The sequence below is a fragment of the Haloarchaeobius marinus genome, from assembly GCF_051207415.1.
GTDB lineage: Archaea > Halobacteriota > Halobacteria > Halobacteriales > Natrialbaceae > Haloarchaeobius.
The window spans coordinates 360623-375241 of sequence record NZ_JBPKGD010000002.1; the positions used below are offsets into that span (position 1 = coordinate 360623).

The window sequence follows — 14619 nt, forward strand, 5'->3', positions numbered from 1 at the left end:
GACTGCGGCGAACGGTTCCGCGACGACTCCCGGTCGGAGTACCCGGGCGACGGCGCACGGCGTGCCGACGACCGCGTGTGCCAGCCGATGACACGACCGCGGTCGAGTAGAACCCACTTACCCTCGCCGGCGTGTGGCTAACAATCACGACACCTCGCACAACTCGGTAGCATGGTAGAGCACGTTCCGTTCACCGAGATATACGTCGACGACGACGTCGTCGACCGAACCGAATCCGTCGTCCGAAGCAGGCGGTACGTCCAGGGTCCCGAACTGGACCAGTTCGAAGCCGAGTTCGCCGACGAGTTCGAGGTCGAACACGCGGCAGGCGTCAGTAGCGGGACCGCTGCGCTGTCGCTCGCGTTCCGGGCCTGCGGCGTGGGTCGCGGGGACGACGTGTTGCTCCCGGCACACACGTTCTTCGCGACGGCGTCCTCTGCGATGAACCTCGGTGCGAACCCCGTCTTCGTCGACGTCGACCCCGAGACGTACACGATAGACGTCGACGACCTCGCCCGTAAGGCGGACCGTGCCGACGACCCCGCGGCGGTCGTGCCGGTCCACATCTACGGCCAACCGGCCGACATGGACGCCGTCCAGGCCATCGCGGACGACCACGACATGGCCGTCGTCGAGGACGCCTGCCAGGCCCACGGGGCGCGGTACGACGGCGAGATGGTCGGGTCCATCGGCGACGTCGGCTGTTTCAGCTTCTACCCGTCGAAGAACATGACCGTCGGCGGCGACGGCGGCATGGTCGTCACCGACGACGACGATATCGACGCCGCGGTCAGGCGCCTCCGGAACCAGGGTCGGACGCCGAACGGCGACCACGTCGACCTGGGACTCAACTACCGCCTCGACGAGTTCAAGGCGGCCTTCGGGCGCGAACACCTCTCCCACGTCACGGAGTGGGGACGCATGCGCCGGGAGAACGCCCACCGCTACGACGAGCGTCTCGCCGACGTGGCGGCGGTGGAGACGCCGACGGTCCGCGACGATCGGACCCACGTCTACCACCTGTACGAGATACAGGCCGACGACCGGGACGAACTCAGGTCCTTCCTCTCCGACCGCGGCGTCGAGACGGGCATCCACTACCCGCAGGCGCTCCACCAGCACCCGGCCGTCCGCCGGCGCGACGACGACCTGCCCACGCTCCCGACAGTCGAACGACTCGTCGACCGCATCGTCTCGCTCCCGATGCACCCCTGGCTGACCGAGGCGGAGACGGCACACGTCTGTGACGCCATCGAGGCGTTCTACCGGGGTGAATCGCCGTGAAACTCGCCGTCGTCGGTGCGGGCTACTGGGGGTCGAACCACGCCCGCATCGCGAGCGAACTCGTCGAGTCCGGCGTCGTCGACGACGCACTGCTCTGTGAACTCGACGAGGAACGCGCCCGCGAGGTGGCGGCCGACAACGGACTCCAGTACGTCACCGACCACCGGCAACTCGCCGACTACGGGGTCGACGCGGCCGTCGTCGCCACGCCGTCGCCGACCCACGAGTCCATCGTCGTCGACCTGCTGGAGGACGACATCGACGCGATGGTCGAGAAACCGCTCGCCCTCTCCGTCGAGGCCGCGAACAACATCGTACAGACCGCGGCGGCCAGCGACCGGACCCTCGGCGTCGGCCACGTGTTCCGCCACCATCCCGCCCTCGACGCGCTCCGGGAACGAATGCAGGCGGGCGAACTCGGCGAAGTAACGCACCTCCGGACCGTTCGGCACGCCTGCCAGCCGGCCAGGCAGGTCGGCGCACTCCACTCGCTCGCGGTTCACGAGGTGGACATCTACCGGTACCTGCTCGACCAGAACCCCGACACGGTCTACTGCCGCCTCGACGCCGCCGTCGCCACCGACACGCACGACACGGCGACGCTCGTCCTCGGCTTCGACGACGTGACCGGGGTGGTCAGCGAGTCGTGGACCATCCCGGTCGCCGGGAAGCGCCGGGACCTCGTCGTCGTCGGCAGCGAGGGGGTCGCCGCCGTCGACTACCTCGAGGACACCGTCGTCGAGTTCTACGACGTCCCCCCGGAACGGAGCGACGACGGTACTCGACAGGGCCACATGGAGGAACTGTGTGACCCGCGGACCGTGCTCGACGTCGACGGTGCGGAACCGCTCAAGAGCGAGGTGACCGACTTCGTCACCGCCGTCCGCGACGGCCGCCAACCGCTCACGACCGGCGTCGACGGCGCGTGGGCGGTGAAACTGCTCGCCGACGCCGAGCGCTCCGCGGAGCGCAACGCCGTCGTCGACGTCCGTGCGGACGCGATGGTGCAGTCCCGGTAGGGACGCCTCACAAGGGGTCTCGTTTCTCAGTCCCGGTAGCCGACGATCCTCGCCGGGTTGCCCGCGACGATGGCGTCGGCCGGCACGTCCTCGGTGACGACCGCACCGGCACCGACGAGGGCGTTCTCCCCAACCTCGACGGGCAACAGCGTCGCGTTGGTCCCGACGACTGCCCCGTCGCCGACTCGGGTCGGTTCCCACTCGGACTCGTCGCCGCTCGGCGGGTACGGGTCGTTGATGAACTTCGCGCCGTGACTGACGAACACGTCGGTCCCGATCTCGACGAGCGAGCAGACGAACGCGTGGCTCTGGATGCGCGACCGGTCGCCGACGACGGCGTCCTCCTGTATCTCGACGAACGAACCGACCATGCACTCGTCGCCGACGTCGCAGCCGTACATGTTCACGTACCGCCAGATTCGGCAGTCGCGTCCGATGCGACAGTCCACCAGCGACGAGAACGGTGCGACGTCGGTTCCACCACCGACTTGACAGTTCTCGACCTGGCTCGTCCCCTGCTGGGCTCGCTGGGCCATGACAGAACCTGGGACGGCACGAAACTAAGAATGCGCCGGCTAACCGACTGCCCGACCGATACCTGGTTGCTTACAAAGGGGGCTGCCCTCGGCACACCGACTGCATGGACGCAATCGTACTCGCTGCAGGAAAAGGAACGCGTCTCCGTCCGCTGACCGAGGACAGGCCGAAGGGGCTGGTCGAGGTCGGCGGCAAACCGATACTCGAGGACTGCCTCGACCAGCTCGTCTCGCTCGGCGTCGACCACCTCGTCGTCGTCGTCGGCTACGAGGGCGGACAGATCGTCGACCACTTCGGCGACGACCACCGTGGTTGCCCCATCGACTACGCCGTCCAGGAGGAACGCGACGGGGTCGCCTCGGCGCTGCTCGCGGCGGAGGACGAGGTCGAATCGGAGTCGTTCCTCGTGATGCTCGGCGACAACGTCTTCCGGGCGAACCTCGGGGCGGTCGTGGCGGCACAGGAGGGCGACGCCGACGGGTCGGTCCTGGTCGAGGAGGTCCCGCGTTCGGAGGCGAGTCGGTACGGCGTCTGCAGGCTCGACGCGGACGGCGGCATCGACACGCTCGTCGAAAAACCGGACGACCCGCCGTCGACGCTCGTCGCCACCGGGATGTACTCGTTCACGACGGCGGTGTTCGACGACTGTCGGCGCATCGAACCCTCCGACCGCGGCGAGTACGAGATAAGCGACGCCATCTCGGCGTACGCCGAGGACAACCACGTCGAACCGGTTCGACTCGAGGGCTGGCGCGTGGACGTCGGCTACCCCGCCGACCGGGACGAGGTGGAGCGACGGCTAGCCGGCGAGCGTGCGGCGTCACAGGAGAGTGCAGGCGTGGTCGAATCCTCGGACTGAGCGTCGACCGGTTCCGTCACTGTGCGGCGGTCGTGGGACGCCTCGGTAGCCCCGCCGGCCTGTTCAGTCGAGGACCTCGTCGTAGACCGCACGGATGCGCGTCGCCATCGTCTCGGTCCCGAGGTCCGTGACCGCACCACGTTCGCTGCCCGGTTCGTGGTCGGCGCCCGTCAGCACGTCGACGACGCCCTCGACGAGTTCCGGGTCGCTCTGGCAGACGCGGGACAGTGCCGCGTCCGCCACGCGTCTGTCGACGTCGCCCACGTCGACGGAGACCACCGGCGTGTCGCAGGCGAGTGCCTCCTTGACCGCGTTCGGAGACCCCTCGCGGTGGGACGTGAGCAGGAGCAGGTCGGCCGCACCGTAGTACAGGGGCATCCGGTCGTGGTCGACGCCGAAGACGGTCTGTAACTCGACCGGTCGGTCCACGCGCTCGCTCGCGGCGTCGACCACCCGGCGGGCGCGGGGGTAGTTCTTCACCCTCCGCTCTTTCGGATAGGGGAACAGGACCTGGTACGAGTCGTGGTCCCAGCCGAGTTCGGTCCGTGCGTCGGCACTCGGAATCGGCCGGAACGTGTCGAGGTCGACGGCGTGGGGGATGACGTGCGCCTCGCGGTCCAGCCGTGCCGCCATCTCGTCCGTCATGACGATGACGGCGTCGGCCCGGTTCGCGAAGAACCGGGTGAACCGGCCGTACTTCCCCATCAGGTCGGTCCCCCACAGCGACACCACGACCGGCAGGCACTGCTGGAGGAGGGCGGCGGGCGCCGTCAGGCCGTTGTTCGCGTGTACGAGGTCGAAGTCGTCCAACGACCGACGCAACGTGGTCGGGACCAGCCGGGCGTACGCGAGTGGCGACCGGCTCTCCCCGGCCGCGGGTTCGCGGCCGACCGCCACCGTCTCCGTCTCGATTCCGGCCGCCTCGAGCGCACGCGTCTGGTGCTGGTAGAACGTCGCCTCCGGCGTCGTCACGAGGTTGAGTACCCGCATCGGTCACCTGGCGACGAACTGGTACACTTGCTTCGCCAGCCCCATCGGCTGGCCGCCGCTCTCGACGACGTAGTAGGGCACCAGTTCAGCCCCGAACTTGCTCTTGTACTTCGAGAGTCGTTCCGTGTCTGCACCCATCAGGTCGTAGGCGGTCAGGGAGTCGAACGGGTCGCCGTCGACGACGTCCTCGACGATGGCCCAGTGGACCAGCGCGTTGACGCTCGTCCCGTCGTAGTCGCCCCGGGTCCCGCCGAGCCAGTACAGCGCCTCGTCGTTCGAGAACAGCGCGACGATACCGCTGAGTAGCTCCCCGTCCGGGGACCGGACGACGTACGTCCGGGCGCGCTCGCCGAGTTCGGTGACGAGGTCACGGACGTACGGCCACGTCAGCGTGAAGCCGCGGTCCTGCTCGTCGTATCGGTCTCTCGTCTGCTCGTAGACCGCCCTGGCGGCCTCGACGCCCTCCACCGACACCGACACGTCCAGTTCCCTGGCGTCCCTGATGGAGCGCCGGAGGCTCTTGCTCGCGTCCCCGAGAGCATCGTCTGCCGACCGGTCCGAGAGGTCGAGGTGGTAGGTGAACGAGACGGTCACGTCGTCGTCGTCCCAGACGTACGGGCGCGGGTCGCCGTACTCCGGGGGACAGACGAACCGGAACAGCGTCGTCCGCTCGTCGAGGTCGAGTTCCTCGCGGACGGCCCGGGCGAACGTCCGGTTCACCTTCTCGCGCTTGCGCTGTTTCGGACTGAGGGGCGTGACGATGGGCCCGAGTTTCGGGACGCTCATCGCGGGCGGTGGTGAGGTGACGGTCCGCCCGACGATGCGCTCGGTTACGAACACCGGGACCAGGCCGACGGCCTGCTGGCCCTTGTAGCCGACGTATAGCTGTAGCTCGCCGTCGACGTGGTCGTCCAGCACCGACAGTGCCTCCGGCGTGTGAAACACCTCGAAGCCACTCGAGGGCAACGCGTCCTCCCACTCCGCCAGGTCGACCTGTTCGATATCCATCTTAGCGCACCCGTGCATCCGAGATTTCTTGTCCTGATATCGTCATGCTACTCGCGTGTTCGGTCCGCGGGACGACCCGACTGGTCGTCGTCCGCGTCGTGGTTCGATTCGTCTCCCTGTTCGCCCGTCGCGCGCTCCACACCGTAGTCCGGCCCGGCCGTCCGTCCACCGTCGGTCCGCCCATCGGTCAGTGTCGCCCACTGCCGATCGGCCGGGACACGGTCCCGGCCGGTACTAGGGTGTTCGAGTTGCTTGTACAGTTCGCCGGGGGACCCCACCCACGCACCCCGTTCGAGTGCCGTCCGCACCAGTCGCCGGTAGAGCCGACGGTGGCCCGGGAAGTCCTCTACGGCGAAGAACCGGGGGTGCCAGAGCACCGACATCACGGCGTCGTTCTCGGCGGCCTCGTCGAGCAGGGCGTCGAGTTCCCGCCACGCCGTCTCGAACGACTCGCCCGGGTCGGGCAGTGCCGTCTCCATCACCGTCAGGGGGAAGACGACGAAGTCGTCGTCGAACGGGCGCAGGATGCCGTACTCCCCGCCGAAGCCGTACTGCTTGTTGGAGCCCAGCGAGGTGTCGTACTTGAGTCCGACCGACCGCTGGTACCGCCACGTGAGCGGGACGTCGATGTTGAGGTAGTGCTGTCGCCCCCCGAGGAGTTCGCCCTCGAGTATCGACTCCAGCTTGACCTTCTCCCGTTCGAGCTGATCCCGCTGGAGGTAGGAGAAGTACGACCCGTGGAGCCCGACCTCCCAGTCCTCCGATTCCAGCCGACGGATGAGGTCGACGATCGCCGGGTCGGTGAGGGAGTACCGGCCGGTGAACAGCCGCCAGTTCTTCGGCTTGAACCAGTCCCTGACCGGCAGGTCGAACAGGTGCCGTTCGTCGAGGAAGTTGAACGACGACCGGACGCCGAGTTCGTCCTCGACGGCACAGAGGTCGTCGAAGGTCCAGAACGGGTTCTTCCCGGTCAGCCCGGTCCAGAGCTGTCCCGGGTCCCGGTCCCGAAGCGCGTAGTAGGGGAACTGGTAGGTCTTGTACGGGCGGTCGACGTCGTGTGTGAGCAACAGCGCGAACTCGTGGTCCTCTGGAACCACGGTCATCGCTGTCCCTCCAGTTCGACGAGGTCTAGCATGTATCCTGTCACGTCTATCTTGTCCGCGAGCAGTCTGTTCCTGGCCTCGCGCCAGCGCGCCGCCGCCGCGTCGGGATGGGTGACGACGCTCCGCGTCAGGCCGAGGAGGCGCTGTTCGTCCTCCGTCGAGTGGACGAGTCCGTACTCCTCCTCCAGTTCGACGAAGTTGTGCAACGCGCCCTCGCCGAACGTGTCGTACCGGAGTGCCGGCGTACCGAGGATGCCGGCCTCGGCGGCCGTCGTGTTCGAGTCGCCGACGTAGCAGTCGGCGTAGTACAGCAGGTCGTGCAACGCCTCCGGCGGGACCGGCATCGGTTCCGCGCCCTCGGGGACCGGGCCGTCGCCCTCGACGGAGGTGTACACCGTCCCCCGGTCCGAGAGCAACTCGACCAGTCCGGTCTTCCCCTCGGGGGAGAAGGTGGCGTTGCCGTAGTCGTGGTGGGCGTCGCTGGCGACGAGTCGCAGCACCGAGTACGGTTCGTCGACGTCGACGCCGGCGTCGCGGAGGACCGCGGGGTCCGGGTCGAATCGGGACGGGTGGAGGTACGCGAGTTCCTGGTAGCCGGCGTACCGTCTCTGGTCCGACCACTCCTCGTCGAACCCGTCGGGCGTACAGACGGCGTCGGCCAGGGGCAGCGTGTACTTCGCCAGCGCCCCGGCGGGTTCGGTGTCGTGGAAGACGATGCTCTTCGCACCGACCAGTCGGGCGGCGTGGACCGCCGCCGGGTTGAGCCTGCTCACGACGACGTCCGGGTCGAACGACCGGGCGGCCCGGACGACCCGGACCTCGCGGCCGACCCACTCGCGGACGAGTCCCAGCGGGGAGTCGCCCTTCGTCGACAGCACGTCGTGCTCGATGCCCTCGGCGTCGAGCAGGTCGGTGGTCACCTCCTTCTCGCGGGAGAGGACGCGGACGTCGTGTCCGTCTGCCTCCAGTTCGCGGACCGCGTGCTTGAACAGGTGGACGTGCGCCGGGTGACTCACGTCGAACAGGACGCGCATCGTCACTCGAGGTAGCCGAGGTCCGCGAGCCGTTGCTCGACCGCGGCGTCGTCCTTCTCCGGTGCCTCTCGGGTACCGGAGAGCGGTTCTCGGGTCCGGACGGGCGTGTTCCCCGGGACGGACTCGGGACGGAACACGTCCAGTACCCGGCCGTCCACGTCCTCCGGGACGCGCGACCCCATCGAGTGCAAGAGCGTGGGCGCGAGGTCGACGATGCGTGCCTCGCCCGTCAGGCCCTCCTCGCGGAAGGAGGGCCCGGAGAACAGGAACAGGCCGCTGGGTTCGTTGCCGCCCTTCCAGACACCCTCGTCAGCGTACCACGGACCGTGGCCGACGGCGTCGCTGGTGTGGACGTTCGTCCCCTGGTCGAGGACGAGGTCCGGTGCGTTCTCCGCGTACGGCCCATCGTAGTACTCCTCGCCGCGGTGGACCTCGGCGACCAGCGTGTGCCCCGTCTCCGGGTGCTGCAGCCCTTCGAGGTCGTCGATGAGTTCGTCTCGCGTCGCCTCGTAGTCCGGGTCGTCCGGGGTGAGCGTGAGGTAGATGGGTCCCTGGTTGCTGGCGACGGCGGTCGTCGACTCCCAGTTGACGGCCGAGAGGACCCGGTCGCGCTTGACGCCTTCCTCCCACGGCACGAGTTTCTGGACGCGTTCGGGGACGACGCGACTCAGCGTCTCGACCATCCGTAGGCGCTTCGCCACGGCGAGTGCGCGTTCGCGGGTGATTCCGGCCCGCCGGAACACCTGGTCGACGCTCGTCCCGAGCGAGAGGTAGCCCGCCTCTGCGAGCCAGCGGTTGACGTAGAAGACCGTGTCGACGTGCTGGGTCCCGTGGTCCGACATGATGAGGATGTCGTGGTCCTGCTCGGTGAACCGGGTGAGGTTCTCGTCGATGCGCTTCCAGGCCTGCTTGACGGGCTCGTCGCGCCAGAAGTAGTGCTGGAGCGCCATGCTGTAGAACACCGTCAGGTGGAGGAAGTCCGGATTCTCGCGGTCGAGCAGGCGCTCTGCCGCCTCGAACCGCATGTCGATGAGTTCGAGAATCGCCTCCACCTCGGCCTCGCCCGTCTCGGAGGGCGATATCATCGGGGACGGGTGGACCGAGTAGTCGAGTTCCTCGTCGAGGAAGCGCTCGACGTCGTCGGGCGTCGCGTAGCCGGCGTCGAGCGACCGGTACTCGGACTCGGACGCGTCCGGCCCGCCGGCGACCACGAACCCGTCAATCTCCTTCGGCGGGTACGTCGAGGGTTTGTTCACGACACCTGCGGTCTTGCCGTCGTCGTTGAGGTAGTCCCACAGCTCTGCACTCTTGAAGTCGGTCGCGTCGTGGAAGACGTGGTCGCGTTCCTGCGTGTCGATGCGGTCGAACCGGAACACGTCGAGCTTTCCGGGGTTCTTCCCCGTCGCGTAGCACTTCCAGTTCGGGACGGTCAGCGGTGGGAGGCAGCTTCGAGACGTCCCACCGACGCCGTTGTCGACCAGTCGTTGCAGGTTGGGGAGGTGGCCCTCGTCGAGCCAGTCGCCGATCAGGTTCCAGTTCGCTCCGTCGAGTCCGATAACTATCGTTGTCATGAGAAGTGGTTGATTCCGTGTTTTACGATGTTGGTCGCGGTGTCTTTCGTTTGCTCTACGACGAGTTCCACGTAGTCGCCGGCCCACCGGTTCGGATGGGAGAGGACGCAGGCCCGTGAGAGACGGTGGTCACGGAAGAGTCCGGCGAGTTCGTGGGTGGTGTCGGCCTGGACGCGCTTGTCGCCCTCGCCCATGGTGTGGTCTTTCACCTTGAGAGCGCCGTCGCGCCAGGTCCGACCGGTGTCCGAGAAGTAGACGACGTCTTCGAAGTTCATCGAGAGGTACGCCTCGCCGAGCAGGTCGAAGTCGGAGAGGTCGGCGGCGTCCCACAGGTCGCGGTTGTCGTGTGGCGTCAGCGGGTTCCCGTGCATGCAGACGGTGTCGACCGGGACGAGACTCCGGACCATCTCGAGGTTGCGCTCGAACACCTCCTTCGCTCGCTGGAGGTCGCCGCCGGCCCGGTCGACCGCCTCGTAGTGGTAGCCGACCTCGTGACCGAGGGCCTCCAGCCGACGGATGATGTCCGGTCGGAACACCTCGTCGGTCGTCCTGACGTAGTAGGTGCTCTGGACGCCCCGGTCGGCCTCTATCTCGGCCATCGTCAGCGAGTTCTGGGGCTTGCGGTCCACGTCGTGACGGTTGATGACGAAGCACTCCGGCAACTCGTCGCAGGCCAGGTACTCGCGGACGGTCAGCGTCTCGTACCCCGCAGCTGACAGCGAGTCGAGCAGCATCCGGTAGGCGTCGAACGTGAAGTCGGTGGGGACGGTCGGTACCATCTCACCCACCTCCGACCGTGTAGACGGCGTGGTCCGTGTCGTCCAGGTCGAGGGCCTGCCGACCGTCCACGACGGCCAGTGGCTTCTCGAACGCATCCCAGTCGATTGCCTCGAACTCCTCGTGGGCCGTGACGAGGGCGACGCCATCGACGTCACGGTCGTACAGCGACTCCTGGGGGACGAGTTCCAGCGGGAACGACGGCGCCTCGTCGAGCAGGGGGTCGACGCCGAGGACCGTCGCACCCCTGGCGTGGAGGCGCTTCGCCAGGGGGAGTGCCGGCGTCGCACGCAACTCCTTCACGCCGGGGCGGTAGGTGAGTCCCAGGACGGCGACGGTCGCGTCCTCGACGTCGACGCCGACCTCGCCGAGCTGGCTGCCGAGGCGGTCGGCGACGAACACCGGCATCTCGTCGTTCACCTCGCGGGCGGTCCGCAGGAGCGTCGCCTCCCGGCGGAACTGACCGATGACGAAGTACGGGTAGTACGGGATGCAGTGGCCGCCGACGCCGGCACCGGGCGTGTGGATGTCGCAGTACGGCTGGGTGTTCGCCGCCTCGATGGCCTCGTTCACGTCGATGCCGAAGTCCGAGGTGAACTGGGCGAGTTCGTTCGCCAGGGCGATGTTGACGTCCCGGTAGAGGCCCTCGAACACCTTGACTGACTCTGCCGTGGTGGCGTCGGAGACCGTGATGACGCCGCTGTCGTTTATCTCGTGGTAGACGCGACGGGCGAGTTCGGTGCTCTCGTCGTCGACGCCGCCGACGATCTTGGGGTAGCTCCCCCGGATGTCCTCGATGGCCCGACCGCTCATCGTGCGCTCCGGGCAGAACGCCAGGCCGAACTCGTCCGGGTCGACGCCGCTCTCGGCGGCGAGCAGGGGCTGGAGGAAGTCCTCGCAGGTACGTGGCGGGACGGTACACTCGACGAAGACGGCGTCGCCGGGGTCGAGTCCGGCGGCGACGTCGCGGGCGACGTCCGCCAGTATCGACAGGTCCGGTTCGTTGTCCTCCCGGATCGGCGTCGGGACCATGACGACGTGGAGGCTCGCGGCGTCGGCGGCGTCGCGGGCGTCGGTCGTCGCGCGAAGCGCGCCACGGTCGACCGTCTCCGCGACGAGGTCGTCGAGGCCCGGTTCGCCGCCGACGTGGCTCCGGCCGTCCTCGACGGCCGCCACGACCGACGGGTCGACGTCGACGCCGACGACGTCGCTCGACACGTCGGCGAACACCCCGGCGAGGGGCAGTCCCATCTTCCCGAGTCCGTACACCGCGACGGGGTACCGGCCGCGCTGGAACGCGGCGGCGAACGTCGCCTGGTCCCCCGGTGGCGGGTACGGCGCGTCCGTCTCGAGTCGACTCATTGCTCGACCACCTCGCGTCGGTCGAGCGATTGCTCGACGCGCTGTGCCAGCTCGACGGCCCGGATGCCGTCCTCGCCGGTCACCTCGGGTTCGGTGCCGGTCCGGACCGCCTCGACGAACGACCGGAGCTCGTTCCGCAGCGGTTCGCCGTTCTCGACGATTGGGCGTTCGACGACGCTCGCGGTGCGGTGGCGGACGTTCCCGTCGTCCGCGACCACCTCGGAGAGCGAGTGACGGTACAGTTCGAGCGACTGGGCGAGGTAGTCGAGGGTGACGTAGCACTCGCCGGCCGTGACCGTCAGTTCCCGCACCTTCTGCTGGGTGGCGCGACTCGCGTCGAGCGTGGCGACGGTCCCGTCGTCGAACCGTAGCTGGGCCGAGACGTGCCGGTCGGACAGCGTCCCGACGGCCGACATCGTCTGTACCTCGGCGTCGACCAGCGTGGTCAACACGTCGAAGTCGTGGACCATCAGGTCGAGCATCACCGAATCCCGGCCCCCGTCGCTCGGCGGGGGACCGAGGCGACGCGCCGACATCGCCACGACGTCGAGGTCGTCGACGAACGTCTGCAGCGCCTGGACGGCCGGGTTGAAGCGTTCGACGTGGCCGACCTGGAGCGTCACGCCCTCGTTCCGGGCGTAGCGGATGAGGTCGCGTCCCGCCTCGACGTCGTGGACGAACGGTTTCTCGACGAGGACGTGGACGCCGGCGTCGATGCACGCCTTCGCCGTCTCGACGTGGTAGGGTGTCGGCACGGCGACGGAGACGACGTCCGCCCGTTCGAGCAGGGCTGACTGCGGGAGTGCCGGCACCCCGTGTTTTCTGGCGACCGACTGGGCCGTCTCGGCGTCGGCGTCGGTGACGCCGACCAGGCGCGTCTCCGGCAGGTCGGCGTAGACCCGGGCGTGGTTCGCACCCATGTTCCCGACGCCGATGACGCCCGCGGCGAGGACCTCGTCAGTCACGGTGGAACCTCCGTATCTCGCTGGCGACGCGTTTCACCTCGTCGTCGTCCAGTCCCGGGTGGACCGGAAGCGACAGGACCTCGTCGGCGAGTCGTTCCGAGACCGGATACGACCCGGAGACCGACTCGTAGGCCGGTTGCTGGTGGATCGGCGTCGGGTAGTAGATGCCCGTCTGGACGTCGGCGCGCTCCAGGTGGTCGGCCAGCTGGTCGCGCCGGTCCACGCGGATGGTGTACTGGTTGAACACGTGGAGGCGGTCGGACGGGGTCCGCGGCGTCCTGACCGGCAGGTCGTCGAGACGCTCGGTCAGGATGGCCGCGTTGGCCCGTCGCCGCCGGTTGAACTGCGGCAGCTGTCGGAGCTGTTCGCGGCCGATGGCGGCGGCGATGCTCGTCAGCCGGAAGTTGTGGCCGACGTCGACGTGGTCGTAGCCGGCGGAGTCGCGCCCGTGGTTGACGAACTGCCGGGCCCGTGCCGCGACGTCGTCGTCGTCCGTCGTGAGCATCCCGCCCTCCCCGGTCGTCATGTTCTTCGACGGGTAGAAGCTGAAACAGCCGACGTCGCCGATGGACCCGACGGGCCGGTCGTCGACCTGCGCCCCGTGGGCCTGGCAGGCGTCCTCGACGACGGTCACGTCGTACGCGTCGCCGAGGTCACGCAGCCGGGACACGTCGGCGGGCAGGCCGAACAGGTGTACCGGGATGACGGCGTCCGCCTCGCCGTCGGTCTCGCGGAGGTAGGCCTCGACGGCGTCGGCGTCGAGGGTGTAGGTCGTCCGGTCGACGTCGAGGAAGACGGGGTCGGCCCCGAGCATGCGGACCACGTTCGCCGTCGCGACGAACGTGAACGGCGGCACGAGAACGGTGTCACCTTCGCCGATTCCGGTCGCGTGCAGTGCCGTGTGGAGCGCCGTCGTCCCGTTGGACGTCGCGACTGCGTGCTCGACGTCGCAGTACTCGGCGAACTCGTCCTCGAACGTCCTGACCTCGGGGCCGTCGGCGAGTCGCCCCGAGACGAGCAGGTCGTCGACGCGCTCGCGCGACCGTTTGCTGATCGTGGGGTCTACCAGGTCGATCATCTTCCACCGTTCGGCTCGTCGAGTCCGTCGGGGAGTGGTTCGAACGTCGCTGGAACGCCGGTGGCGAGCGTCAGCGGCGGTACGTCCTCGGTGACGACCGCGCCGGCGGCCACGAACGACCGCTCCCCGACCGTCAACTCGGGCAGTATCGTCGCGTTGGCGCCGATACTCACGTCGTCCTCGAGTTTCGGCCCGATGAGCTCCATCTCCTGGCGCATCGGGTACGGGTCGTTCGTGAGGGTGGCGTTCGGTCCGAGGAACACCCGGTCGCCGATGCTCGTGTACGAAGGGACGTACGTGCCGGTCTGCATACTGACGTCCGACCCGACGTTGGTGTGACCGTCGATGACCGCCCGCGTCCCGACGGTCACGTCGTCGCCGATGCGCGTCTCCTCACGGATGAGCGCGTGGTGCCCGGTCTGCAGCCCGTCGCCGGCGACGACGTCGGAGTAGACCACGGTCCCCGCCCTGATGACCGGTTCGCGACCCAGCGTCGGCGGGTCGCCGTCCGGCGGCGTCCCGAGGACGGCTGTCGGGTCGACGAACCCGTCACCTGCCCCGTACTCGCCGCCCGTTTCACGACGCTCCTCACTCATCTGTGTGGCCCCCGTTCGGGTGCACGTCTGCCTGCTGGTTCGAGAACGATATCGTGTGACATATTGCTAGTACTCCATGGTCCCCGGCGATACGTCCGGGATTGCTACGCAGGTCTGTTCGTCCGTCCTTTGTTATGCAGTACTTGCACCTTTCCCACGTCGTTTAACCCGTCTGTGTCTTGCGAATCCGCGGTTCGTGTGCCGGCTTCACACGACTGTGGAGTCGACGCGACCGCACCGGGTCCCCGTACGAACTCGCCGTTCGGAGGCAACCGCTACCTGCCCGTCGACGGTCACCGCGTCGCGACGAGCAGGCCATCCGCGTGTGCCCTGTTTCGCACGACTGTGACCGGTTCGGACGGTGGGTCCTTCCTGGCCGTTCGTCGTGACCCCGGGTCGGGACCGTCGACCCGCCGAGGTGGGGCGAGGCGCTGGA

At 68.3% G+C, this 14619-nt stretch carries 13 protein-coding genes and 1 pseudogene; 3 read left to right on the top strand and 11 right to left on the bottom strand.

Going from position 1 to position 14619, the window contains the following annotated elements; translation table 11 throughout:
• Nucleotides 1-171 precede the first annotated feature (171 nt).
• Entirely contained in the window at nucleotides 172-1284 is a 1113-nt protein-coding gene (locus ACSC1W_RS07965) for a DegT/DnrJ/EryC1/StrS family aminotransferase (protein WP_435346421.1), read from the top strand.
• Nucleotides 1281-2303, top strand: coding sequence for a Gfo/Idh/MocA family protein (locus ACSC1W_RS07970; protein ID WP_435346423.1), 1023 nt, complete (start codon nucleotides 1281-1283; stop codon nucleotides 2301-2303). The genes ACSC1W_RS07965 and ACSC1W_RS07970 overlap by 4 nt, the downstream gene beginning before the upstream one ends.
• Nucleotides 2304-2335: 32 nt before the next feature.
• Here ACSC1W_RS07970 and ACSC1W_RS07975 read toward each other — a convergent pair.
• Nucleotides 2336-2491, bottom strand: a pseudogene (locus ACSC1W_RS07975) (acyltransferase); the annotation flags it as partial.
• Nucleotides 2492-2943: 452 nt separating this feature from the next.
• On the opposite strand from ACSC1W_RS07975, the gene ACSC1W_RS07980 reads away from it, so the two are divergent.
• Nucleotides 2944-3699, top strand: a complete 756-nt coding sequence (locus tag ACSC1W_RS07980; RefSeq protein ID WP_435346424.1) for a sugar phosphate nucleotidyltransferase — start codon at nucleotides 2944-2946, stop codon at nucleotides 3697-3699.
• A 63-nt stretch (nucleotides 3700-3762) separates the two neighbouring features.
• On the opposite strand, the gene ACSC1W_RS07985 is transcribed toward ACSC1W_RS07980, so the two are convergent.
• The 10 genes from ACSC1W_RS07985 to ACSC1W_RS08030 are packed head-to-tail and all read right to left on the bottom strand — an operon-like array spanning nucleotide 3763 to nucleotide 14183.
• The gene (locus tag ACSC1W_RS07985; RefSeq protein WP_435346426.1) at nucleotides 3763-4689 is read right to left on the bottom strand and encodes a glycosyltransferase; all 927 of its coding nucleotides are present in this window, start codon (nucleotides 4687-4689) and stop codon (nucleotides 3763-3765) included.
• A gap of 3 nt (nucleotides 4690-4692) precedes the next feature.
• Nucleotides 4693-5697 carry a GNAT family N-acetyltransferase gene (locus tag ACSC1W_RS07990; protein ID WP_435346428.1) on the bottom strand — a complete coding sequence of 335 codons (1005 nt, stop codon included), beginning with the start codon at nucleotides 5695-5697 and terminating at the stop codon, nucleotides 4693-4695.
• A 47-nt stretch (nucleotides 5698-5744) separates the two neighbouring features.
• The gene (locus ACSC1W_RS07995) at nucleotides 5745-6800 is read right to left on the bottom strand and encodes a polysaccharide deacetylase family protein (protein ID WP_435346430.1); all 1056 of its coding nucleotides are present in this window, start codon (nucleotides 6798-6800) and stop codon (nucleotides 5745-5747) included.
• On the bottom strand, nucleotides 6797-7834 hold the full coding sequence (locus tag ACSC1W_RS08000) for a DUF354 domain-containing protein (protein ID WP_435346432.1): 1038 nt from the start codon (nucleotides 7832-7834) through the stop codon (nucleotides 6797-6799). The genes ACSC1W_RS07995 and ACSC1W_RS08000 overlap by 4 nt, the downstream gene beginning before the upstream one ends.
• Before the next feature lie 2 nt (nucleotides 7835-7836).
• Entirely contained in the window at nucleotides 7837-9405 is a 1569-nt protein-coding gene (locus ACSC1W_RS08005; protein WP_435346434.1) for an alkaline phosphatase family protein, read from the bottom strand.
• Nucleotides 9402-10184 carry a polysaccharide deacetylase family protein gene (locus ACSC1W_RS08010; protein WP_435346436.1) on the bottom strand — a complete coding sequence of 261 codons (783 nt, stop codon included), beginning with the start codon at nucleotides 10182-10184 and terminating at the stop codon, nucleotides 9402-9404. Before ACSC1W_RS08010 ends, ACSC1W_RS08005 begins: the two co-directional genes overlap by 4 nt.
• 1 nt (nucleotide 10185) lies before the next feature.
• Complete coding sequence (locus tag ACSC1W_RS08015) at nucleotides 10186-11544, bottom strand: nucleotide sugar dehydrogenase (protein ID WP_435346438.1); 1359 nt, start codon at nucleotides 11542-11544, stop codon at nucleotides 10186-10188.
• On the bottom strand, nucleotides 11541-12509 hold the full coding sequence (locus ACSC1W_RS08020) for a Gfo/Idh/MocA family oxidoreductase (RefSeq protein WP_435346440.1): 969 nt from the start codon (nucleotides 12507-12509) through the stop codon (nucleotides 11541-11543). Before ACSC1W_RS08020 ends, ACSC1W_RS08015 begins: the two co-directional genes overlap by 4 nt.
• Complete coding sequence (locus ACSC1W_RS08025) at nucleotides 12502-13587, bottom strand: DegT/DnrJ/EryC1/StrS family aminotransferase (RefSeq protein ID WP_435346441.1); 1086 nt, start codon at nucleotides 13585-13587, stop codon at nucleotides 12502-12504. The genes ACSC1W_RS08020 and ACSC1W_RS08025 overlap by 8 nt, the downstream gene beginning before the upstream one ends.
• Nucleotides 13584-14183, bottom strand: a complete 600-nt coding sequence (locus tag ACSC1W_RS08030; RefSeq protein ID WP_435346443.1) for an acyltransferase — start codon at nucleotides 14181-14183, stop codon at nucleotides 13584-13586. Before ACSC1W_RS08030 ends, ACSC1W_RS08025 begins: the two co-directional genes overlap by 4 nt.
• Nucleotides 14184-14619 lie beyond the last annotated feature (436 nt).